20 protein-coding genes are annotated in these 22293 nt (G+C 63.5%); 5 read left to right on the top strand and 15 right to left on the bottom strand.

Features of this window, described 5'->3' with window-relative positions:
- Positions 1–10: 10 nt before the first annotated feature.
- The 6 genes from B0G77_RS14610 to B0G77_RS14585 all read right to left on the bottom strand — a co-directional run bounded on the left by B0G77_RS14610 (position 11) and on the right by B0G77_RS14585 (position 5567).
- Positions 11–1213 (bottom strand): tryptophan--tRNA ligase, encoded by a 1203-nt coding sequence (locus B0G77_RS14610; protein WP_133662766.1) that lies wholly within the window; start codon positions 1211–1213, stop codon positions 11–13.
- Positions 1214–1220: 7 nt separating this feature from the next.
- On the bottom strand, positions 1221–1883 hold the full coding sequence (locus tag B0G77_RS14605; protein ID WP_133662765.1) for a site-2 protease family protein: 663 nt from the start codon (positions 1881–1883) through the stop codon (positions 1221–1223).
- A 44-nt stretch (positions 1884–1927) separates the two neighbouring features.
- Entirely contained in the window at positions 1928–2563 is a 636-nt protein-coding gene (locus tag B0G77_RS14600) for an L-threonylcarbamoyladenylate synthase (RefSeq protein ID WP_133662764.1), read from the bottom strand.
- Positions 2564–2650: 87 nt separating this feature from the next.
- The gene (locus tag B0G77_RS14595) at positions 2651–3481 is read right to left on the bottom strand and encodes a 3',5'-nucleoside bisphosphate phosphatase (protein ID WP_133662763.1); all 831 of its coding nucleotides are present in this window, start codon (positions 3479–3481) and stop codon (positions 2651–2653) included.
- Positions 3482–3570: 89 nt separating this feature from the next.
- Positions 3571–4455 (bottom strand): alpha/beta hydrolase, encoded by an 885-nt coding sequence (locus B0G77_RS14590; RefSeq protein WP_133662762.1) that lies wholly within the window; start codon positions 4453–4455, stop codon positions 3571–3573.
- 245 nt (positions 4456–4700) lie between these two features.
- Positions 4701–5567 (bottom strand): ferritin-like domain-containing protein, encoded by an 867-nt coding sequence (locus B0G77_RS14585; RefSeq protein WP_133662761.1) that lies wholly within the window; start codon positions 5565–5567, stop codon positions 4701–4703.
- A 182-nt stretch (positions 5568–5749) separates the two neighbouring features.
- Between B0G77_RS14585 and B0G77_RS14580 the strand changes: the two genes are divergently transcribed.
- The 3 genes from B0G77_RS14580 (at position 5750) to B0G77_RS14570 (ending at position 7804) form a co-directional block, all read left to right on the top strand.
- Positions 5750–6274, top strand: a complete 525-nt coding sequence (locus B0G77_RS14580) for a gamma carbonic anhydrase family protein (RefSeq protein ID WP_133662760.1) — start codon at positions 5750–5752, stop codon at positions 6272–6274.
- Between the two features lie 63 nt (positions 6275–6337).
- Positions 6338–7288, top strand: a complete 951-nt coding sequence (hslO, locus tag B0G77_RS14575; protein ID WP_133662759.1) for an Hsp33 family molecular chaperone HslO — start codon at positions 6338–6340, stop codon at positions 7286–7288.
- 135 nt (positions 7289–7423) lie between these two features.
- On the top strand, positions 7424–7804 hold the full coding sequence (locus B0G77_RS14570; protein WP_133662758.1) for a hypothetical protein: 381 nt from the start codon (positions 7424–7426) through the stop codon (positions 7802–7804).
- 111 nt (positions 7805–7915) lie between these two features.
- Here the strand turns inward: B0G77_RS14570 and ftsB are convergent, their stop codons facing one another.
- From ftsB to B0G77_RS14525, 9 genes are all read right to left on the bottom strand, one after another.
- Positions 7916–8344, bottom strand: a complete 429-nt coding sequence (gene ftsB / locus B0G77_RS14565) for a cell division protein FtsB (protein WP_133662757.1) — start codon at positions 8342–8344, stop codon at positions 7916–7918.
- A 119-nt stretch (positions 8345–8463) separates the two neighbouring features.
- On the bottom strand, positions 8464–9747 hold the full coding sequence (eno, locus tag B0G77_RS14560) for a phosphopyruvate hydratase (RefSeq protein ID WP_020065521.1): 1284 nt from the start codon (positions 9745–9747) through the stop codon (positions 8464–8466).
- A 149-nt stretch (positions 9748–9896) separates the two neighbouring features.
- The gene (gene kdsA / locus B0G77_RS14555) at positions 9897–10751 is read right to left on the bottom strand and encodes a 3-deoxy-8-phosphooctulonate synthase (protein WP_133662756.1); all 855 of its coding nucleotides are present in this window, start codon (positions 10749–10751) and stop codon (positions 9897–9899) included.
- A complete protein-coding gene (locus B0G77_RS14550; protein WP_133662755.1) occupies positions 10748–12415 on the bottom strand; it encodes a CTP synthase in 1668 nt (555 codons plus the stop codon). The genes kdsA and B0G77_RS14550 overlap by 4 nt, the downstream gene beginning before the upstream one ends.
- Before the next feature lie 186 nt (positions 12416–12601).
- Complete coding sequence (locus B0G77_RS14545; RefSeq protein ID WP_133662754.1) at positions 12602–13405, bottom strand: alpha/beta hydrolase; 804 nt, start codon at positions 13403–13405, stop codon at positions 12602–12604.
- 92 nt (positions 13406–13497) lie between these two features.
- Positions 13498–16026, bottom strand: a complete 2529-nt coding sequence (locus tag B0G77_RS14540) for a DNA internalization-related competence protein ComEC/Rec2 (RefSeq protein WP_133662753.1) — start codon at positions 16024–16026, stop codon at positions 13498–13500.
- Positions 16027–16114: 88 nt separating this feature from the next.
- Positions 16115–16903, bottom strand: a complete 789-nt coding sequence (locus B0G77_RS14535) for a TatD family hydrolase (protein ID WP_133662752.1) — start codon at positions 16901–16903, stop codon at positions 16115–16117.
- A 32-nt stretch (positions 16904–16935) separates the two neighbouring features.
- Positions 16936–17676, bottom strand: a complete 741-nt coding sequence (gene lolD / locus B0G77_RS14530) for a lipoprotein-releasing ABC transporter ATP-binding protein LolD (protein ID WP_133662751.1) — start codon at positions 17674–17676, stop codon at positions 16936–16938.
- Entirely contained in the window at positions 17669–18922 is a 1254-nt protein-coding gene (locus B0G77_RS14525) for a lipoprotein-releasing ABC transporter permease subunit (RefSeq protein ID WP_133662750.1), read from the bottom strand. The genes lolD and B0G77_RS14525 overlap by 8 nt, the downstream gene beginning before the upstream one ends.
- 582 nt (positions 18923–19504) lie before the next feature.
- On the opposite strand from B0G77_RS14525, the gene B0G77_RS14520 reads away from it, so the two are divergent.
- Together B0G77_RS14520 and B0G77_RS14515 are read left to right on the top strand one after the other, a co-directional pair.
- The gene (locus B0G77_RS14520; protein ID WP_133662749.1) at positions 19505–20335 is read left to right on the top strand and encodes a DUF4377 domain-containing protein; all 831 of its coding nucleotides are present in this window, start codon (positions 19505–19507) and stop codon (positions 20333–20335) included.
- Positions 20336–21175: 840 nt separating this feature from the next.
- Positions 21176–22267: a regulator gene (locus B0G77_RS14515; protein WP_133664148.1), complete on the top strand. Its 1092-nt coding sequence runs from the start codon at positions 21176–21178 to the stop codon at positions 22265–22267.
- The last annotated feature ends 26 nt before the right edge of the window (positions 22268–22293 follow it).

Below are 22293 nucleotides of genomic sequence, written 5' to 3'. Positions count from 1 at the left end.
CGAAACCGCCTCAACTGTACGACAGGCCCATCGCCTCGCGCACATCGCGCATCGCTTCCGACGCGAAACGGCGCGCCTTGTCGCAGCCATCGGCGACGATGGCGCGCAGGAGCGAGGGGTCGTCCATGTACTTCTGTGCGCGCTCGAGCATCGGCTGCTGTTCGCGCAAGATGCCTTCGATGACAGGTTGCTTGCATTCGAGGCAGCCAATGCCGGCCGAGCGACAGCCCTTCTGCACCCACTCGTGAGTCGTTTCGTCGGTATAGACCTGGTGCAGTTGCCAGACCGGGCACTTGTCCGGGTCACCCGGATCGGTGCGGCGCACACGGGCCGGATCGGTCGGCATCGTGCGGACTTTCTTCGTGATCGTCTCGGCGTCTTCACGCAGGCCGATCGTGTTGCCGTACGACTTTGACATCTTCTGCCCGTCGAGGCCCGGCATCCGCGACGCTTCGGTCAGCAGCACCTGCGGTTCGACGAGAATGATCTTGCGCGCGCCTTCGAGATAGCCGAACAGCCGCTCGCGATCACTCATCGACAGGCTCTGCGATTCCTGCAGCATCGCGCGCGCCTGTTCGAGGGCTTCGTCGTCGCCTTCCTGCTGGTAGGCGTTGCGCAGCTCGTGGTACAGCTTCGAGCGCTTGCCGCCGAGTTTCTTCGCGGCTTCGAGCGCCTTCTCCTCGAAGCCCGGCTCGCGGCCGTACAGGTAATTGAAGCGGCGTGCGATTTCGCGCGTCATTTCGACGTGCGGCACCTGGTCTTCACCAACCGGCACGAGCGACGCGCGATACAGCAGGATGTCCGCCGCCATCAGGACCGGATAGCCGAGAAAACCGTAGGTTGACAGATCCTTGTCCTTCAGCTTCTCCATCTGCTCCTTATAGGTCGGCACACGTTCGAGCCAGCCAAGCGGGGTGCTCATGCCAAGCAGCAGCGAGAGTTCCGCATGCTCGGGAACGCGGCTCTGGATGAAGAGCGTCGCCTGCGCCGGATCGATACCCGAAGCGAGCCAGTCGATCAGCACTTCCCAGACGTTCTTTTCGATCACATCGGGCGTTTCGTAGTGCGTCGTCAGCGCGTGCCAGTCGACGACGCAAAAGAAGCACGGGTATTCGGACTGCAGCCGCACCCAGTTTTTCAGCACACCGTGATAGTGGCCGAGGTGCAGCGACCCGGTGGGCCGCATGCCGGAGAAGATACGGTCTGGGAACATGGTTGTATTAGAGAAGCGAAACGAGAGGAGTCAGGATAGCCGTCACGACGTCGTAACCGAGATTGACGAGCGGGCGCAGCCAGTACTTCGTCAGCGTGCCCGTCATCACAAGCGCCATCACGATGAAAAAGCCGTACGGTTCGATGCGCGACAGCGCAATCGACTGGCGTGCCGGCAGCAGCGCGGTGAGCACACGGCCACCATCGAGCGGTGGCAGCGGAAAGAGGTTGAGCACGCCCAGCACGAGATTGATGCCGACGCCGGCCGCGGCCATTCGCGTAAAAAACGGTTCGTCGACGTTCATGGCGGTGAGCACCACGCTCAACACACCCCACACGAGCGCCTGAACGAAATTGCAGACAGGGCCGGCGAGCGCGACCCACAGACTGCCCCAGCGCGGGTTGCGCAGGTTGCCAAAGGCGACGGGAACCGGCTTCGCATAGCCGAACATGAACGCCCCGCTCGTCGCGAAGTACAGCAGCAACGGGATGGCGATGGTGCCGAGCGGATCGATATGCCGCATCGGATTGAACGAAACGCGACCTAGCACGTAGGCCGTGTTGTCGCCCAGAAGGCGCGCGACATAGCCGTGTGCGGCCTCATGCAGCGTGATGGCGAAAATCACCGGCAACGCGTATACGACAATGGTCTGTATCAAGGAAGAATCCATAACTCGCTATTGTATCAATGCGCGGAGCCGCGACCGACGGCTTTCTATGCCGGCTGTTCGAGCCCGAAGGGTTCAAGGCTGCCGCGTCCGGGACGTACGAGCACGGGTTCATTGCCGGTCAGGTCGATCACCGTCGACGGTTCGCACGGGCACGCGCCTCCATCGATCACGAGTTCGATCTGTTTTTCGAGGCGTGCCCGGATTTCCTCCGGATCGTTCAGCGGCCGCGTTTCGCCCGGCATGATCAACGTCGAACCGAGCAGCGGCTCGCCAAGTTCCTCGAGAATCGCGAGTGTAATCGCGTGGTCCGGCACGCGCAGACCGATCGTCTTGCGCGCCGGATGAGAGAGACGCCGCGGCACTTCTTTCGTCGCCTGCAGCACGAAAACATAGGGGCCCGGCGTCACCGACCGGATGAGCCGGTACTGCCGGTTGTCGACCATGGCGAAGTTGGACAGCTCCGACAGATCGCGCACGAGCAGCGACAGCAGTTGTTTATCATCGAGGCCGCGAATCCGGCGAAGACGTTCCGCCGCGTCCTTGTCGTCCAACTGACACGCGAGCGCATAGCTCGAATCGGTCGGCAGCGCGACGATGCCACCGTCCTTGATGATCTGCACCGCCTGCTTGATGAGACGCGGCTGCGGATTATCGGGATGGAGCCGAAAGAATTGGGACATGTCGGGTGATCAAGGTATCGGATTATCGGGCACGACAAACGCGGTCAGCGACAGCGCACGCAGCCCGCGTGCCGCAATCGCGGCGGGTCACAGCCAGCGTTCCCAGACGGGCTTGAGATCGGACGGCAGGGGCGGCAAGCTGCCGAGTTCGGTACGCCCTTCCCCGGCCGCATGAAAATCCGACCCGCGCGAAGCCTCAAAACCGAAACGGCGCGCCACGTCCGCGTATTCGCGATACTGGTCCGGTGTGTGGCTGCCGGTGACGACTTCGATCGCCTTGCCTCCAAGGTCGATAAACTCGCCAAAGAACGCGTCGAACTCGACTGGCGTGTAGTTGTACCTGCCGGGGTGCGCGACGATCGCCTCGCCACCGGCAATCTGGATCCATCTGACCGCATCCGACAGCTTCGACCAGCGATGCGGTACGTAACCCGGCTTGCCGTCACCGAGGTAGCGGTTGAAGACATCCTGGGTCGATTCCGCGTAGCCGCTTTCCACCATGTAGCGCGCGAAATGGGTACGGGAGATCATGTCGGGATTGGAGACGTAACGCAACGCGCCGGCGTAGGCGTCCGGAATACCGAGCTTGCCGAGTTGCTCGCCGATGGCTTCAGCGCGTGCCGCCCGGCCGTCACGCGTGCGCGCAAGCCCCTCGATAAGCGTCGTGCATTCCGGATCGATATGCAGACCGACGATGTGCACCGTGCGCGATGCCCATGTCACGGAGATTTCGACGCCGCACAGATAGCGCATGCCGAGTTCCTGCGCCGCGGCCCGGGCTTCGGCCTGCCCACCCACCTCGTCGTGATCCGTCAACGACCACAACGTCACGCCGCCAGCGTGCGCGCGGCGCGCGACCACGGCGGGCGCAAACTGGCCGTCGGAGACGGTGGAATGGCAGTGTAGATCGGCGTTCATCGTTGACTTGAAAGGATTCTGCGATCATTTTACTGCAACGCTGTAGTTCGACGCACCGATCCATCGCCATTAGCGCAGATGCGCAAAAATTATGCGCAAAATGCCTCGATCAGCGCGGCGACCTGCGCTGGCTGATCGTGATGCACCATATGGCCTGCGTCATCGACGATCTCTTCGCGCCAGTCCGAAAACGCCTGAAAGCGGGCCTTGAATTCCCCGAGCGGGATGTCGCCGGCAATCTGTGCGAGCGTCGGGGACGCCGCTGCTTCGACGTGGAGCACCTTCGCCGTCACCTTGCGCCAGACGGCCATCACTTCGTCCAGCCTGTACAGCATCGGTCCACGCATCTTGTGAGCCGGATCAGCGAGAAGCACGAAGCGGCCATCGTCGTCCCGCTTCGACCAGTGCTGCGCGAGGAAACGGGCGCGCGAGGGGGCGAGCCGTTCGTTGTTGCGGATCAGGCGGGCCGCGACTTCATCGAGCGACGCGTAGTGCTTTAGCGTCGGCGGATTCTTCATCTCGTCCAGCCAGCTACGCAGTCGCCGCGGCGATTGTTCGGCGCGCGAAGGCGCGAGACCAAACCCTTCCAGGTCGACGACCCGTCGCACACGCTCCGGCCGCACGCCCGCATAAAGACCGACGACGTTCGCTCCCATGCTGTGCCCCACCAGATTGACTTCCCCGGACGGGGCGTAATGGTCGAGCAACGCGTCGAGGTCAGACAGATAGTCATGGAACACGTAGTGGCCCCCGCCCTGCTGCGCGACTGGCCAGTCGGACAGGCCAAAGCCCCGGACATCCGGCGCGATGACCTGCCAGTCGCCGCTGAGTGCGTCGACCACGAACTGGAACGACGCCGCCACATCCATCCAGCCATGCAACATGAAGAGCGTTGGCGCGTCCGGGTTTCCCCAACGCCGCACGTGGAGGCGCACGCCACGCACAGATACGAAGTCGGACTGCGAGGTTTTCATGAGCGCGACCCAAAAAAGAATGATCGTTCGATTATAACGGGGCAGGATGATGACCGCGCGCACACCATGTGGAGTGGTCGCACCACTTGGGTCCGGAATCCGGGTCGCTTCAATTCACAACCAACAGGATCGCGTACAACTGACGCCGTATGAACTCGCGCCGGCTTAACCCGCGCGGCTTCAGGTGCGGGGATTTCCGGCGGTTCACTGTCAACAGACGAGGCCCACCTGACCAGAAGGCGCGGTCAATCCGGTTTCGGCAAGGTCCCCGATTCGAGTCCGGCCAGCGCGGCCAGCTCGGCTTCATCAAAACCGGCGTCGCGTCGTGCTTCGAAATTGAATGGGCCACGCAGCTTCGGTGCGTGGTACTGCTCGGCGAGACGCGTGTAAGTCAGGTGAGGATCGAGCACCTGCTGACTGCAGAGATACCGGAACCAGTGGTTGCCGATCAGCACATGGCCGATCTCATCGCGCAGGATGACGTCGAGAATCGCCGCCGACGCGTGATCGCCCGCCTGCTTTAACCGCGCCCGGATCGGCGGCGACGCGTCGAGTCCACGCGCCTCGAGTGTCCTTGGCACGAGCGCCATTCGTGCGAGAACGTCGCCCCGCGTACGATCGCACATGTCCCACAAGCCGTCGTGCGCGGGAAAATCGCCGTAGGCGTGACTGAATTCCGCCAGTCGCGCGCAGAGCAGCGAAAAATGATGGGCCTCCTCCGCCGCGACTTTCAGCCAGTCCGAATAGAACGCGGCAGGCATGCCGGGAAAGCGCCAGACCGCGTCGAGCGCGAGATTGATAGCGTTGAATTCAATGTGGGCCAGCGCGTGCAACAGCACCGCTCGCCCTTCGTCCGACTGCATGCTGCGACGCCCCAGCCGTTTCGGTTCCACCAGTTCGGGCTGCACGGGGCGGCCCGGCAGACCCACCGGTTCATCGATCGGGCGTTCCGGCACGCACTGCAGATCGCCGTCGCGTACCTGCACGTATAGCGCCCGCGCCGCGTCGGCCTTGAGCGACGGGACGCGCTCACGCAGGACAGCGAGCGCCTCGAAGCGGGCGCAGACATCGATGGACGAAACAGTCGGCGAAGAGGAGACGGCAGGATTCATGACAGCAAGACGCGAAATATCCGTGAAACAACCGGCAAGGAAACGGCAAAGTGTCGGGCGAGCCAAAACGCTCCCCGTGCGCAACCGTTTACAATACGCGATTCGACCACGCAGCGCGCCTCGCGCACTGCAGCTGCGCCGTCCTTCGACGGCGCGGCGCTACCCGACACAGAGGAGACACTGTGGCAATTTACAAGCTTGGCGATGCCGCCCCGACCATCCATGAAAGCGTGTTCGTCGCGGACACGGCGACCATCATCGGTAAAGTCGAAGTCGCGGAGAACGCGAGCGTCTGGTTCGGCGCCGCGATCCGCGGCGACAACGAACCGATTTCGATCGGCGCGGGCAGCAATATCCAGGAAGGCGCGGTTCTCCACACCGACCCCGGTTACCCGATGACGATCGAAGCCAACGTCACGATCGGCCACCAGGCCATGATCCACGGCTGCACGATCAAGGAGGGCGCACTGATCGGGATTCAGGCAGTGGTCTTGAATGGAGCGGTAATCGGCCGCAACTGTCTGGTTGGCGCCGGTGCCGTGGTTACCGAAGGCAAGGTGTTTCCGGACAATTCACTGATTCTGGGCGCGCCGGCGAAAGCCGTCCGCGAGCTGACGGAAGCGGACATTGCAGGCATGCAGCGCGGCACGGCGAGTTACGTCGAGCGGCGCGAATATTTCAAGGCGCAGCTGGTGCGCATCGGCTAGGAGCCGCTGCGCACGGCGCGCCGGCGCAGCATTGAGCTTGCGCCATTCGACCGAGGAAAAGTTGTGAACGACCAGTTGCAAAAATTCATGTTCAGTGCAGCGCCGGTGCGCGGCGAAATCGTTTCGCTGCGCAATACGTGGCAGGAAGTGCTGACACGTCGCGCTTACCCGGCGCCGGTGCGCAACGTGCTCGGCGAGATGATGGCTGCCTGCGCGCTGCTGTCGGCGAACCTGAAGTTCGACGGCACCCTCATCATGCAGATTTTCGGCGACGGCCCGGTCAAGATGCTGGTCGTGCAGTGCAGCTCGGACCTGTCGATGCGGGCCACGGCGAAGTTCTCCGGTGATGTCGCGAGCACGATCGGCGAGGACACCACGCTCATCGAACTGCTGAACGCAGGCGGCAACGGCCGCTGCGTGATCACGCTCGATCCGCGCGAAAAGCAGCCCGGCCAGCAGCCTTACCAGGGCATCGTGCCGCTGAATGGCGTGGACGGTCCGCTGAAATCGATGGCCGAAGTGCTCGAACATTACATGCATCACTCCGAGCAGCTCGACACCCGTCTGTGGCTCGCCGCGAATTCGGAGCGCGCAGTGGGCATGCTGCTGCAGAAACTGCCGGGTGACGGCGGAATCGTGCCGCATCCGGGCGAGCTCGATACGGATACGTGGGAACGGGTGTGCACGCTCGGCGGCACGCTTTCCCAGGACGAGTTACTGAAGGAAGAACCGGAAACGGTGTTCCGGCGTCTCTTCTGGCAGGAGAACGTACAGCACTTCATGCCGACACCCGCACGCTTCGAGTGCAGCTGCTCGCGCGGCAAGGTTGGCGCGATGCTGAAGATGCTCGGCCGCGAGGAAGTCGACAGCGTGATCGAGGAACGCGGGCACGTAGAAATTCACTGCGAGTTCTGCAATCAGCGGTACGAATTCGACCCCGTTGATGTAGCGCAACTCTTTGTTGCCAGCGGGCTCTCAGAAGGAGTCATGCCGGCGGCCGAGCAACGGCACTGACACACGCCCCGTGTGACACATGCTTGCGACGGCGCCGCCGCCCGCTGCGAGCAGGACTGGCGGCGCGACGTCTCTGATCATTGGCGACGCCCCTGTAGACCGACGGCCCCAGGCGTCCTGCCGATGGAGGTTGAAATGAGTACTCCGCTGCGTCGTTCCTTGCGTTCCATCACGGCGCTCTCGATCATTACCGGAAGTGCCGCGCTGACCGGCTGCGTGATGGACCCGCCCGGCCCTGCACCGATCTACAGTCGTCTGCCCCCCGATCAATCCGGTGTGCCGAACGGCGTCCGGCCGCTGACACCGGAAGAACGCCGGCGTTACGACGCAATCGACAAGCAGGTGCTCACGGAACAGAATCAGGCCCTGGCTGCCGAAGCCGCTGCACAAGCCTGGTCGCGTTATTACGCGCCGCCCGTCACCGTATATGGCGGCTACTACAGCGGCGGATGGGGACCCGGCTGGAGCGGTGGCATCGGCTACGGCTACGCTCCGGGATGGGGCTACGGCTGGTAAGGCCCACGTCTGCCAGGCGGGCCGTCAAAAGCGAAAATGGCGCGGCTTTCACCGCGCCATTTTTGTTTCTCGCCAGCAAGGCGAAAAGACGCTTCCTGCGCTACACACGCATCAGCCCGCGCCCTTGTCTTTTGGATTCTTCTTCGCGTGCTTCTTGTCCGGCTTCGCCCGCGACTCAGGATTCGGAACCACACGCACCGGTGCGGCCGACACCTCGCCACGCGTCGACGTCGTGGCCGCCAGCGTATTCGAGGTCGGCAATGGTGCGTTAGGCGACACGAACTGCACGAACACTTCGCCGTCCTTCACCATGCCCATCTCGTAACGCGCACGCTCTTCGACCGCGGCCGTGCCATTCTGCAGATCCTGCACTTCGCCTTCGATACGCTCGTTACGCAGCTTCGCGTCTCCGTTCTTCTTCTGCTGATCAGCGAGTTCCTGCTGCAATTCATGCACGCGCAACCAGCCGCCGTGCCCCCACCAGAGCGGGTACTGGATCAGCGCCAGCAGGACAATCAAAACGACAGTGACAAGCCGCATGAAGAGTGCACAAATAATACGCGCCGCCCTGCGCTATACGCAGGGCGGCGGGCTGATTCAGAAATGACGAGTGACCGCTTCAAAGGCCAATACGCGCTCAGTGCACAATAGACGCGCGATCAGCGCAGATTGTAGAACGCCGACTTGCCCGGGTAGCTGGCGATATCGCCGAGATCTTCCTCGATACGCAGCAACTGGTTGTACTTCGAGATACGGTCGCTGCGCGACAGCGAGCCCGTCTTGATCTGGCCGGCGTTCAGGCCGACTGCGATATCGGCGATCGTCGAATCTTCAGTTTCGCCCGAACGGTGCGAGATCACCGCCGTGTAACCTGCGCGCTTCGCCATTTCGATTGCTGCGAAGGTTTCCGTCAGCGTGCCGATCTGGTTGATCTTGATCAGGATCGAGTTGGCAATGCCCTTCTCGATGCCTTCCTTCAGGATGCGCGTGTTCGTCACGAACAGGTCGTCGCCAACCAGCTGGATCTTCTTGCCGAGCTTGTCGGTCAGGAGCTTCCAGCCTTCCCAGTCGCTTTCGTGCATGCCGTCTTCGATCGACACGATCGGGAACTTGTCCGCGAGCGTGGCGAGGTAGTCGGTGAATTCCGCCGACGACAGTTGCAGACCTTCGCCCGCCAGCTGGTACTTGCCGTCGTGATAGAACTCGCTCGCGGCACAGTCCAGTGCGAGCAGCACGTCTTCGCCCGCGCGATAGCCGGCTTTTTCGATCGCCTGCAGAATCGTGGACAGGCATTCGTCGTTGCTGCCGAAGTTCGGCGCGAAACCGCCCTCGTCACCGACGGCCGTGCTCATGCCACGGTCGGAGAGGATCTTCTTCAGTGCGTGGAACACTTCCGCGCCGCAACGCAGCGCTTCGCGGAACGTCGGCTGGCTGACCGGAACGATCATGAATTCCTGGATGTCCAGGCTGTTGTTGGCGTGGGCGCCGCCGTTGACGATGTTCATCATCGGCACCGGCAGCTGCATGGCGCCCGAGCCGCCGAAGTAGCGGTACAGCGGCAGGCCGGCTTCTTCGGCAGCCGCCTTCGCGACGGCCATCGAAACAGCCAGCATCGCGTTCGCGCCGAGGCGCGACTTGTTGTCGGTGCCGTCGAGTTCCAGCAGCGTCTTGTCGAGGAAGGCTTGCTCGGAAGCGTCGAGGCCCATGATGGCTTCAGAGATTTCGGTGTTGATGTGCTCAACCGCCTTCAACACACCCTTGCCGCCGTAACGGCCGGTTTCGCCGTCGCGCAGCTCGATGGCTTCGCGCGAACCCGTCGATGCGCCCGACGGCACTGCCGCGCGGCCCATCGTGCCCGATTCCAGCAGCACATCGCATTCGACAGTGGGGTTGCCTCGCGAATCGAGAATCTCGCGACCGATGATATCTACGATAGCACTCATGATTTCCTCAAGAAATGACGTTGGATTCTTACGGTGAAACTGCGTCCGGCACACGGAAAAGCCGCTCGCGCCCGCACGCTTTCTACGACCATCGGGTCCGCCACAGATTCATTCGCACGGCGCCGCCTGACACCGTGCGAACGCCTGCATCAGTTGAAATCGCTTTCGAGGAACGGCCCGCGCTTGACGGCCTGATCGAGCGTCAAGAGCGTCTCGAGCAGATCGGCCATGCGATTGAGCGGCACGGCATTCGGACCGTCCGACTTTGCCTGCGCCGGATTCGGGTGCGTTTCCATGAAGAGACCGGCGACGCCCGTCGCAACCGCAGCGCGTGCCAGCACCGGCACGAATTCGCGCTGACCGCCCGAGCTCGTGCCCTGCCCGCCCGGCAACTGCACCGAGTGGGTGGCGTCGAACACGACCGGCGCGCCGGTTTCGCGCATGATCGCGAGCGAGCGCATGTCCGAAACCAGGTTGTTATAACCAAACGACACGCCGCGTTCGCAGGCCATGAAACGGTCTTCCGACAGGCCGGCTTCACGTGCCGCGTCGCGGGCCTTGTCGATCACGTTCTTCATGTCGTGTGGCGCGAGAAACTGGCCCTTCTTGATGTTGACCGGCTTCCCCGAACGCGCGCACGCGTGGATGAAATCGGTCTGACGGCACAGGAACGCCGGCGTCTGCAGCACGTCCACGACCGATGCCACCGCCGCGATGTCATGCTCGCTGTGAACGTCGGTGAGCACCGGCAAGCCAAGCTGCTTCTTCACTTCGGACAGGATGCGCAGGCCTTCGTCCATGCCCAGACCGCGGAACGACTTGCCGCTGCTGCGATTGGCCTTGTCGTACGACGATTTGTAGATGAACGGAATCTTGAGCTTCGCGCAGATTTCCTTGAGCTTGCCGGCCGTGTCGATCGTCATCTGTTCGGATTCGACGACACAGGTGCCCGCGATCAGGAAAAACGGCTTGTCCAGGCCGACTTCGAAATCGCCCAGTTTCATGCTTTCTCCTCGACGCTCGACGCCTGAAGATGGTGAGCGAGCGCTGCCTCCACAAACGACTTGAAAAGCGGATGACCATCACGCGGCGTGGACGTGAATTCCGGGTGGAACTGAACGCCGACGAACCACGGGTGCATGTCGCGCGGCAGCTCCATCATTTCCGGCAGATCTTCGCTCGGGGTATGGGCGCTGATGATAAGGCCGCAGGCCTCGAGCTGGGGTACGAAGCGGTTATTGACTTCATAACGGTGGCGGTGACGTTCGTTCACGTCCTTGCCATAGATCTCCGCGGCCATCGTGCCGGGCTTGATCGGACAGCGTTGCGAGCCGAGACGCATCGTGCCGCCGAGATCCGACTCTTCGTCGCGTTTCTCGACGCGGCCTTCGCGGTCGTACCATTCGGTGATCAGCGCGACCACACGGTTCTCGGTCGACGGATCGAACTCCGTGCTGTTGGCATTTTTCAGACCGACGACGTCGCGCGCGAATTCTATGACGGCCAGCTGCATACCGAGGCAGATGCCGAGGTACGGCACCTTCGCTTCACGCGCATAGCGGATCGCCGCAATCTTGCCTTCGGTGCCGCGACGGCCGAAGCCGCCAGGCACCAGCACGGCGTCGAGGTGCCTCAGACTTTCCACGCCCTGCGTTTCGACCTCTTCCGAGTCGATGTATTCGATGTTGACCTTCGTCGACGTGTGGATCGACGCATGACGCAGCGCCTCGATCAGCGACTTGTACGACTCGGTCAGTTCGACATACTTGCCGACCATGCCGATCGTGACTTCGTTCTTCGGGTGCTCGAGCCTCTCGACCAGATCCGACCACATCGACAGATCGGCGGGCTTCGGCGTGAGCTTAAGCTCGTTGCAGACGATCTCATCCATACCCTGGTCGTGAAGCATCTGCGGAATCTTGTAGATGCTGTCGGCGTCCCACACCGAAATCACCGCGTCTTCCGGCACGTTCGAGAACATCGAGATCTTCGCGCGCTCGTCGTCCGGAATGGGGCGGTCCGCACGGCACAACAGCACGTGCGGCGAGATGCCGATTTCACGCAGCTTCTGCACGCTATGTTGCGTGGGCTTGGTTTTCAGTTCACCCGCGGTAGCCACCCAGGGCACCAGCGTCAGGTGCACGAAGCACGAACTGTTGCGGCCCATGCGCAGGCTCATCTGGCGCGCGGCTTCGAGGAACGGCAGCGATTCGATGTCGCCGACCGTGCCGCCCACTTCGACAATTGCGACGTCCGGCTCACCGCACGTCGCGGAAGCCGCGCCGCGTTCGATGAACGCCTGGATCTCGTTCGTGATGTGCGGGATGACCTGCACCGTCTTGCCCAGATAGTCGCCGCGGCGCTCCTTGCGGATCACCGATTCGTAAATCTGGCCAGTAGTGAAGTTGTTGGCCTTGCGCATCTTCGTGCTGATGAAGCGCTCATAGTGGCCAAGATCGAGGTCAGTCTCCGCTCCGTCTTCCGTCACGAACACTTCGCCGTGCTGAAACGGGCTCATCGTGCCGGGGTCGACGTTGATGTAAGGATCGAGCTTGAGGAGGGTGACTTTGAGGCCGCGCGATTCGAGAATCGCGGCGAGGGAAGCGGCGGCAATACCCTTGCCGAGGGAGGAAACTACGCCGCCGGTGACGAAAACATATTTGGTCATCGCTGGATGCTCGCGGGAAAAACGGATTATACCGTAAAGCAGGGCCCCAACCCAGCAATATGCCAGCAAGATGCGCCGCTTCGACGTCGATCCCGCACCGTTTTCCAGGCCAGCGGCGGCGCGCCAACGCCCACGCCCGGATCGTCCGCAACCGAAGCGAATTTCGTCGTGAGGGGCGGTCGGAACTCAGCCCCGGCGCTCCAGCTCCCGCAACATGCGCTGCACGGCGCGCGCGGTTTCGAGCGGCTTTTCCATCGGATACAGGTGACTGCCCTCGAGCCACTCGAGGTGCCCTCCGGCGGCCCGGCGCGTTGCGTCGAGACCGGCCTGGCGAATCTCTTTCGACTGCGTGCCCGCGATGAAGCCGACCGGCACAGGCGCACCGCGCGCGAGACGCGCGCCAAGCGTGTGCGGCAAGGTCTTGTAGATCAGATATTCGATGCGGCGATCGAACGCCAACGAGCGGCCGCCGTCGGGCGAGGTTTGCGGAATGCCGAAGTCGATATAGTCGGACAGCATGCGTTCGTCCCAGCGCGCGAACGCCGGCTTTGAGTAAAAATGGCGCCACGCTTCGTCGCGGCTCGCCCAGTGCGTGCGACGCGTGCGCGTTGCGGCAGCCGGCGACAGGCGCTCGTCGAGCCCGGTCCACTGCGACACGCGCAGCATGCTGCTGCGCCAGCCCGCGATGACGGGCGAATCGAGCATCACTACGCCCCTCACCCACTGCGGCTTCTTCAGCGCGGCCATCATCGACAGATAGCCGCCTAGCGAATGGCCCACGAGCCACACCGGCTGCTCGTAACGGCTGCCGATATCGGCGAGCAGTTCCTCGACGAGATGCGGCCAGTCGCGCGTAACCGGAAAGCGTGAGTCGTGCCCCAGGCGCTCGACGAAGCGCAGTTCGTAATCGTCCGCGAGTTCGGCGAAGATGGTCCGGTAGGTCGATGCAGGAAAACCGTTCGCGTGCGAGAAGTGGATGATGTTTTTCAAGCGCCGTCGTCTCCTTTTCTGCTTGTGCTGACCGCGTTTAGCCCGCCGCCTTGCCTGTCCCTCACAACCGGGACGGCAAAGCACTTCGCCGGTCACATGTCCATCCAGTAGCGCCGGTGCGTGTCGCGATACCGCTCTATCGATAGCGCCTTGCCGGCCACCTCGATCCGGGCTGCGCCATCGGCGTCGCTGCGCGACAGCTCGATATGACGCGCGAGATATCGCGCATACACGCCCGGGTTCGGGTGATGAAAACGGTTGCGATAGCCTACCTGAAATATCGCGACAAGCGGGTCGACAGAGTCGAGGAACGGCTCGGTAGACGATGTCTTGCTGCCGTGATGCGACACGATCAACACCTGTGCGCGTAACGCGCCCGGATCGCGGGCAAGCAGAATGCGCTCGACGGGCGCCTCGATGTCGGCAGCAAGCAATGCCGACTCGCCAGGTTGAACCACAGCCGCCGACCTGTCCGATATGCCCTGCCCCCTGCCCGACGCATCGCCCGTCGCGCTGACGCGCAGCACACAGCAATGATCGTTGGGCTTGCCCTTCAACGGCCCCGCATCGGGCCACAGAACCGTGAAGTCGACGCCGTCCCAATGCCAGCGCTGGCCGGCCGCACACGGTAGCGTGCTGACGCCTGCGCCGCGCGCACTCGTCCACAAGGGATGCGACGGCTCGAGTGCGGCGAGCAACTGACGCACCTCGATCCCCGCGAGCACGGCTGGCGCGCCGCCTGCATGATCCGAATCCGCATGACTGATCACCAGCGCATCCAGACGTTTCACGCCGTTCGCGTACAGATAGGGCAGGACGATGCGCTCGCCCGCATGGGTCGACTCCGGACCTGGGCCCGCATCGAACAGCAATGAATGATGCGCGGTCTCGATGAGGATCGACGAACCCTGACCAATGTCGAGTGCGGTCAGGCGGAAGGTACCGGGAGCAGGCACAGCCAGCGGCGGCAACAGCAGCGGCAGCCACGTCAGCGGCGCCGCCCAGCGCAGCGGCCAGCCCCGGGGCGCCAGGCACCACGCGACGCCGACAGCCGCCGCAGCCAGCGCCCAGCCGTCCGGCTGCGGCAGGCGCCAGAGCATCCATGCGGGACCCGATAGCGCTTGCAGTCCGGCTACCAGAACATCGAGCAGCGCATTGGCCGCGCGAAACGCAACGCCATCGAGTGGCGCCGGCAGCGCGATGCCCGCGAGCACCATCGGCGTCACAAAGAGGCTCGCCCACGGAATCGCGAACGCGTTAGCCAGCGGGCCGACCAGCGGAATCTGCGCGAACCAGTAAACGGTCAGCGGCGCGAGAGCGAGCGTGACCGCAAACTGCACATGCGCGCCACTGCGCAGACGCCCGCTCAGCGCCCGCCGACACCGACGCATGGCAGCCTGAATCCGGGCGAAGCCCGACGCCTCGATGTCACCGGCCTGTCGCTCGCGATCGCGGTCGCGAATGCGCAATCGTCCCGATGTCGCAAACAGGATCGCCGCCACCGCGCAGAACGACAGCCAGAAACCCGCGGACACGACGGCCCACGGATCGATCAACAACACCAGCCCGACTGCCCATGCCAGCACAATCGACGGCGCCACGCTGCGCCCGCTGATGAACGCCGCCGAAGCGACGACGAGCATCCACAGCGCCCGCTGGGCCGGGACATTGAAACCGGCGAGCGCGGCATAGCCAGCCGCGAACAGCACGCCCCCGAGAGTCGCGACTTTCTGTGCAGGAATTAACAGCGGCCAGTCGCGACCGACAAAACACGAGCGCCGCCACAGACTGCCCACAATCCAGGCCGCCAATCCAGCAACGAAACCAATGTGCAGCCCGGATATCGCGACCAGATGGCTCGTGCCGGTATTGCGCATGAGCAGCCAGTCAGTGGCACTGACGGCATCCTGCGCGCCCACCGCGAGCGCGACGACGATGCCGGCATGGGGCGCATCGCCCAGCGCCGCTTCGATCCTCGCGCGTATCTGAGCGCGCCAGCGATCGACCGTCACGCCAAGGCCGCGGGCAGTCCCTGGCAATCGCAACGCCGAAGAGGGCGCACTTACATAGCCAGTCCCCCGGACGTTGCGCGCAAGCAAGGAAGCTTCCGCGTCACGCAGGCCAAAGTTGGCGTTGCCGTGCGGACGCTTCAGCCGCACGGACAGCCTCCAGCGCGCACCCGGTTCGAGGACGGGCGGCGGGGTACCTGTGGCAATCCATGAGAGCTGGATCGTGCGGGGAAACCGCTCGATCTGCGCATCGTTCGATTCGACTTCGAAAAGGAAACGCGCGCCTTTCGCCTCACGGGCAGGCAGGCCTTTGACATAGCCCTCGACGACGATGTCACGACTTTCCTGGGCAATCGGCAAAGCCCACGCGAGACGTTGTTCCGCGCGCAAGGCGGCATAGTCAAAGCCGACACATCCCGAAGCCAGCCCAACGGCAAGCCAACCTGCCACCGCCGTCAAACGGGAACGGTTCGTCGAACGCAGCCACACGGCCACACTGACGAGACTACTGGCCACCAGCACAAGCGCCCACCAGCCACCGCGCCCTGGCAATACCGCCTGCTGCTGCAAACACAGGACACCCAACGCAAATCCGCACCACACTGCCCGCATCCGCTCGCCCTCCGAGAGACGCCGGTGCGCGAATCAGGCGCGACGGCGCCGGGCGCGTGTTCCGCCCGGCGCGAACCACATGCATCGATTATCCAGAGGAAAGTGCGAGCCGGGGCAGCGCGGCGTGAGCGTTAGCCGTTGTGCCTAACGCAAGCTCGTTTTCGCTGACGCCGCGCAGTTCGGCGAGGATCGCGCCGATGCGCGGAATCTGATCGGGCGTGTTGCGCTGCCTGTACAACCAGGAGGGAGAGATGTCGGGCGCGTCCGTCTCGACGACGATCGCCTCGATCGGCAACTGAGCGGCAAGGCGCCGGATCTGCAACGCACGCTCGAACGTCAGATTGCCGCCGAAGCCAAGGTGCATGCCGTGATCGATGAACGCCTGCGCCTGCTGGAAACTGCCGTTGAACGCATGCGCGATGCCGCGATGGACAGCGTGCCGCCGCAGGCCTTTGAGCACCTGATCCTGCGATTTGCGAACGTGACAGATCACAGGCAGATCGAATTCGCGCGCGAGTTTCAACTGCTCGCTGAAGAAGAACTGCTGCCGCTCATCGTCGAGACCCGGGACAAAATAGTCGAGACCAATCTCACCGAGGCCGACGAAACGTGGATCATCGAGACTGGCTTCGATCGCGAGGCGCAGCACATCGAGATCGGCGCCGTGCGCGCCCGGCGTGTAAAGCGGATGGATACCCAGCGCGTAAGCGCCGCCTTCGACGCGCTGCGCCAGTTCCCGCACCGTCGCGAAGTTCTCGCGCGCGACACCCGGAATCACGATCCGCGACACCCCTGCCTCACGGGCGGCCGTAGCAACAGTCGCGCGGTCCGCATCGAACTCCGATGCATCGAGATGGCAGTGCGTGTCGATCCACATGAGCGCGCCCCGGCGAGAAGGTCAATGAGAAGTTACACAGGAACCGACGGCTCTTCGTATAGCACACCGTCGCGCAGACGCATCGTGCGGTCACAGCGCGCAGCCAGATCCGGATCGTGGGTGACGATCACGAAGCTCGTATCGAGCGTCTCCGACAGTTCGAGCATCAGATTGAACACCGTATCCGCCGTGGCGCCGTCGAGGTTGCCGGTCGGCTCATCGGCCAGCACGCAGGCCGGCTTCGTCACGAGCGCACGTGCAATGGCCACCCGTTGACGCTCACCGCCCGACAGTTCGCCCGGACGATGCTTCGCCCGATGCGCCATGCCGACGCGCTCCAGCACCGCAAGCGCTTCATGGCGTGCGGCCTCGGTCGTAAGACGCCGGATGCGCAACGGCATCGCGACGTTATCGAGCGCGGAGAACTCAGGCAGCAAATGGTGGAACTGATAGACGAACCCAAGCGCCCGATTGCGCAGGTTGTTGCGTTCGCGCTCCGAGAGCTTCGTGAACGGCTTGCCCATCACGGACACGTGGCCCGCGCTCGGTTCGTCGAGGCCCCCCAGCACATGCAGCAGCGTGCTCTTGCCCGAGCCCGACGCGCCCACAATGGCGAGCTTCTCGCCCCGGCGCACGGAAAGCTGCGTGTTGTTCAGCACCTGGACATTGAGACCGCCCTGCACGAACGCCTTCGATACACCGGTCGCTTCCAGCACGTAGGGATATAGACCGGCTTCGTCGGACATGGCTTGAGGGATGGAAAGATCATTCATAACGCAGCGCCTCCGCCGGACGAACCCTGGCACCGCGCCAGCTCGGATACAGCGTCGCCACCGCCGACAGCGCGAAGGCGATCAGGCCAATGCGGATCACGTCGCCCGGCACGAGCTCGGACGGCAGCTCGCTGATGAAGTACACCGAAGGCGGCAGAAACTGCACACCGAGCAGATGTTCGATCATCGGCACGAGCCATGGAATGCTCCACGCGATCAGGCAGCCGAGCGCGACGCCCGTAGCCGTACCGACAAAACCGATCGTCACGCCCTGCACGACGAAAATCTTCATGATCGAGCCGGGCTGCGCGCCGAGCGTGCGCAGGATGGCGATGTCGGCCTGCTTGTTGGTGACCGTCATCACCAGCGACGACACCAGATTGAATGCCGCCACCGCAATGATCAGCGTGAGAATGATGAACATCATGCGTTTTTCGATCTGTACCGCCGAGAACCAGGTCTTGTTCTGCTGCGTCCAGTCGCGGATGTAGAGGTCACCCGAAAGCGAGCGCGCCAGTTCGTGCGCGACCTCCGGTGCGCGCTGCATATCCTTCAGCCGCAGCCGCACCCCTGTCGGCGCGGGCAGCCGGAACAGCACCTCGGCATCGCGAATATTGATCAGCGCGAGCGTGCTGTCGTACTCGTAGTGCCCCGATTCGAACACGCCGACCACCGTGAACTGCTTCAGACGCGGTAGCATGCCGGCAGGCGTCATCGTGCCTTCGGGCGCCACCAGCGTGACCTTGTCGCCGGTTTGCACGCCGAGGTTGGTCGCCAGATCCGCGCCAAGCACGATGCCGAAGTCGCCGGGCACGAGGTCGGTCAGCTTGCCGCCTTTCATCTCCTTGCCGATGTCGGACACTTCAGGTTCGAGCGTCGGCTCGACGCCGCGCAGCGCAACGCCGCTCACGGCGTCGCCGCGCGTCAGCAACGCCTGTGCTTCGACATAGGGTGCCGCACCGATCACCGACCTGTTCTGCCGGGCTTCCTGCGCGGTCAGCTGCCAGTTCGGCATCGAGCCCGCTGGCGAAAAGATCTCGACGTGCGCGAGCACCGACAACATCCTGTCGCGCACTTCCTTCTGGAAGCCGTTCATCACCGACAGCACGACGATCAGTGCCGCGACGCCAAGTGCGATGCCCGACATGGACACCAGCGCAATGAACGAGATAAAGCCGTTGCCGGTCGTGCGTTTGCCGGCGCGCGTATAGCGCCAGCCAATCTGCCATTCGTAGGGAAGTTTCAAGCGAATCCTTATCTGTGTTGCTTCGGCTTCTTTTTCAGCGCGCGCTGGCGAAAACGCCCTGTGCGCGGCCCGAGCGCCGTGATCGTTGGGTCCGGAACACAGGCCTTTGGTTCCTCGTCGGCGTGTCGTGGGGCTTGCGCAGCCTTACGGGCCGCGCCGCGGCCACGCGATGCGCCGACGGCGCCACGGCGCGGCCGCGCGCTCCCTGCCAATGGGGTGCTCGCCTCCACCGATCAACGGCGAAGTTTGCCATACAATGCGTTTGCACCCGGCAACGGCAAGACCAGAGCGGGTCATGCCGATGTTATTTGCACCTCCAGACCGGCCCTCATGCTTTCGTAAGTGGCTGATTGTATTGAAGCCGCCGGGTATTCAAGGTGCAAACAAGAGTCGCAAATAACAGAGCCCCCGGTTGTTCGTTTGCGGGGGACGCAAATATCCGGGAAGGGCCAGCCTTCCAGAGGGAGACGAAATCCGGTCTGCCAATACAAGAGCCCGGGAAGTCCTTCGGAAGGCGCATGGACGCAACTCGACCGGAACACACAAGACCAGGACACCCGCTAGATCAACGGAGGTATCGACGTGAAACACCGCCTGCTGTTGCTACCGCTCGCCCTTGCCGCCTGCTCGCAAACACCTCAAACGACAGGCCCTGCCCCTTCGCACATTGCGACTGCCGCAGCCACGCCAGCCGCCACCGGTTCGGCATCGACAACCGGCAGCGGGCTGCTCGGCCAGTACCACTGGCAACTCATCGAAGCCACCGACAGCAAAGGCACCCGCATAGACGCACTGTTCGCCCGGGCGGACAAACCGGTGCAACTGGACTTCAGCGCTGACCGGCTGACCGTAGTCAATAGCTGCAACAATATGGGGGGCGGCTACAGCATCAGGAAGGGGCGACTTCAGATGGGCCCAATGACAAGCACCATGATGGCCTGCCCCGATGCTGCCCTGGCTGCGCTCGACGATGCTCTCGCCCAGCGCCTTCAAGGCAGCCTCGAACTGAGCCTGCAGGGCGGCGGCAACGCCCCGCGCCTGCAACTGGTCACCGACAGCGGCGACACATTGAGCTTCACCAGCCAGGCGACGGCGGACACGCGTTTCGGCGGCCCGGGTGAAACGGCGTTCCTGGAAGTGGCCGCGCAAACCGTGTCGTGCAACCACCCGCTTATTCCCGGCAAGCAGTGCCTGCTAGTGCGCGAACGTCACTTCGACGAGCAAGGCCTGCCGGCCGGTACGCCTGGCGCATGGCAACCGCTGTATCAGGATATCGAGGGTTATACCCACGCGCCGGGCATCCGCAACGTGCTGCGCGTGAAGCGCTATACCGTCAGGAACCCGCCTGCCGACGGACCGTCCGTCGCGTACGTGCTGGACCTCGTTGTCGAATCCGAAAAAGTCCAGCAGTGAGCGGTCCTCGCGGGTGTGGGGAACGCCTTCGGCGTGAGTGATGCTGACGTTGTGGGTCGTCGTCCTCATGGCTTCGTCCTTTACCTTCCGGGCAGTTGAAACTGTGCTTCGGAGCCGCCTCGACACGTGGGGAGCGGAGTTCTCGAGGAGGGCAGCCTCGACTTTGCAATTGTTGACTTTGCCTGCAGACGCGGTCGACGCTACCATGCGTCAGTCTATGTTACACTCCGTTACAAATGGAAGATCCCTACAACACCATCCGCTACGCTCATTTTGCCCTCATGATGGCATCGCTCGCGATCATGCTGGCAATGGCGCTCCTCTAAGCCGAAGCAACGGTTTGGGGCGGATTTGCGGCCATCCGCTCTACATATTCTCCAGCCCAAACACCTCAGCTCCCGGGATTACTCAAGTACCGATCCGATCCAGCGTTCCTGGTACGGCGAGTTGCGATCGTCAAGAAAGGCGTACTGCGCTGTCAGGTCCGTGACGATATTTCCAGGCTTGACCGGGACGATTCAGCGGTCATGGCGTGGCAAGCTGCCGCCGCCCCAGCGGCAGTTCGTCGGTGATCGCTGCAAATAACAACGGGTCAGGCTCGCGAGGCGAGTTTCTATGCGACCAAAGACAGGCGACCCGCATCTCGGTGCGCCGCCTCGGCCGGAGTTCGGGGACGACGTTTTCATCCTGATCGCCCTCCTGCGCCCTTCCATCCTGCCGGTGCCCACGCTGTCACACAACGCGCTCTTCACCCTCTGGCTGTGCGGACAGCAGAACACATGCCCGCCAGAAGCCCCCAAGGTCGTCGCATCGCGCGTTGCAGTTGATTGTTGCCATACAATGCGCAGCATCATGCTCGCCACCCGCCTCCATCTCCTGTTGCCGTTCGCGCTGCCATCAGCCGCCGACGCCGCCACCGCCCTGCACAACCTCGCCACCCCCGCCCTCGATCGACTGGTTGCCCGCGGCACGCTCGTCGAACGTGTGATCGGCGAGGATTTCCAGCGCACGCTGCCGCACGAACGCTGGGTCGCGCGGCAATTCGGGGCCATTTCGCCGACCCAGCCAGCCGCCGACGAAGCGCCACTCGCACCCTACATGCTGCTGGCCGACGGCGGCGAGCCGGGCGATGCCACATGGGCGTGCATCCAGCCGGTCCATGTGCGCATTGCGCACGATCACCTGGTGCTCATCGACCCGGCCGCGCTCGATCTGGAGGACGACGAGGCGGCCACGCTGCTCGCCGTCGCGCGCCCGCTGATCGAGGAACTCGGCGTACGCATCGAAGCACCGAAACCGACGCGCTGGTATCTGTCGAGCGATGCGTTCGGCTCGCTCGCGGGCGCTTCGCCGCTGCGCGCGAGCGGCCGCAACATCGAAATCTGGCTGCCGCATGAGGCGCATACCGGCGAGCGCTCGCGCGCATGGATGAAGCTGCAGAACGAAGTGCAGATGGCGTGGTTCGAGCACCCGGTCAACGAGGCGCGTGAATCTCGCGGTCTGCCGGCCGTCAATTCGATCTGGTTTCACGCGCAAGGCGTCGCCCTGCCGGTCAGGAGTCCGTTTGCGCAGGTCCTGTCCGACGCACCTGCCACGCGCGGACTCGCGCTTGCCGCGCAGACCGGGTCCGGCTCGCCGCCCGCATCGTTCGCGGCGTTCGCCCCCACGGCAACGGCTGGCGTGACACTGGTCGAACTCGATCCGTTTTCGGCGCCTTATGTCGAACAGGACTGGGCGCGCTGGAACGACGCGTTCGCCACGCTGGAAGCGGACTGGCTCGCCCCGGCCCTCACGGCGCTAGAGGCCGGCCGCATCGGCGAGCTTGGCCTGATGCTGTGTGGCGACACCGGCTCGGTGACGCTCAGCGTCACGCGCAACGATCTGCGCAAGTTCTGGCGAAGGCGCGTGTTCGCGTCCCTCTTCATCGAATGATCCAACCTATTTTTTCCGGCCTGACT

The organism is Paraburkholderia sp. BL10I2N1, from assembly GCF_004361815.1.
In the GTDB taxonomy this organism is placed as follows: domain Bacteria; phylum Pseudomonadota; class Gammaproteobacteria; order Burkholderiales; family Burkholderiaceae; genus Paraburkholderia.
The sequence above is the reverse complement of the archived record's forward strand: the minus strand, read 5'-3'. Positions and strand labels throughout refer to the sequence as shown.

Excerpts from the sequence above, each read along its gene's own strand:
- B0G77_RS14590 (WP_133662762.1), bottom strand. The coding sequence starts at position 4,455 with ATGAAAACCTCGCAGTCCGACTTCGTATCTGTGCGTGGCGTGCGCCTC.
- B0G77_RS14515 (WP_133664148.1), top strand. The coding sequence starts at position 21,176 with ATGCGCAGCATCATGCTCGCCACCCGCCTCCATCTCCTGTTGCCGTTC.
- B0G77_RS14540 (WP_133662753.1), bottom strand. The coding sequence starts at position 16,026 with ATGCGGGCAGTGTGGTGCGGATTTGCGTTGGGTGTCCTGTGTTTGCAG.
- B0G77_RS14605 (WP_133662765.1), bottom strand. The coding sequence starts at position 1,883 with ATGGATTCTTCCTTGATACAGACCATTGTCGTATACGCGTTGCCGGTG.
- kdsA (WP_133662756.1), bottom strand. The coding sequence starts at position 10,751 with ATGAAACTGGGCGATTTCGAAGTCGGCCTGGACAAGCCGTTTTTCCTG.
- ftsB (WP_133662757.1), bottom strand. The coding sequence starts at position 8,344 with ATGCGGCTTGTCACTGTCGTTTTGATTGTCCTGCTGGCGCTGATCCAG.
- B0G77_RS14600 (WP_133662764.1), bottom strand. The coding sequence starts at position 2,563 with ATGTCCCAATTCTTTCGGCTCCATCCCGATAATCCGCAGCCGCGTCTC.
- B0G77_RS14595 (WP_133662763.1), bottom strand. The coding sequence starts at position 3,481 with ATGAACGCCGATCTACACTGCCATTCCACCGTCTCCGACGGCCAGTTT.
- B0G77_RS14535 (WP_133662752.1), bottom strand. The coding sequence starts at position 16,903 with ATGTGGATCGACACGCACTGCCATCTCGATGCATCGGAGTTCGATGCG.
- B0G77_RS14585 (WP_133662761.1), bottom strand. The coding sequence starts at position 5,567 with ATGAATCCTGCCGTCTCCTCTTCGCCGACTGTTTCGTCCATCGATGTC.
- B0G77_RS14550 (WP_133662755.1), bottom strand. The coding sequence starts at position 12,415 with ATGACCAAATATGTTTTCGTCACCGGCGGCGTAGTTTCCTCCCTCGGC.
- B0G77_RS14610 (WP_133662766.1), bottom strand. The coding sequence starts at position 1,213 with ATGTTCCCAGACCGTATCTTCTCCGGCATGCGGCCCACCGGGTCGCTG.
- lolD (WP_133662751.1), bottom strand. The coding sequence starts at position 17,676 with ATGAATGATCTTTCCATCCCTCAAGCCATGTCCGACGAAGCCGGTCTA.
- B0G77_RS14570 (WP_133662758.1), top strand. The coding sequence starts at position 7,424 with ATGAGTACTCCGCTGCGTCGTTCCTTGCGTTCCATCACGGCGCTCTCG.
- eno (WP_020065521.1), bottom strand. The coding sequence starts at position 9,747 with ATGAGTGCTATCGTAGATATCATCGGTCGCGAGATTCTCGATTCGCGA.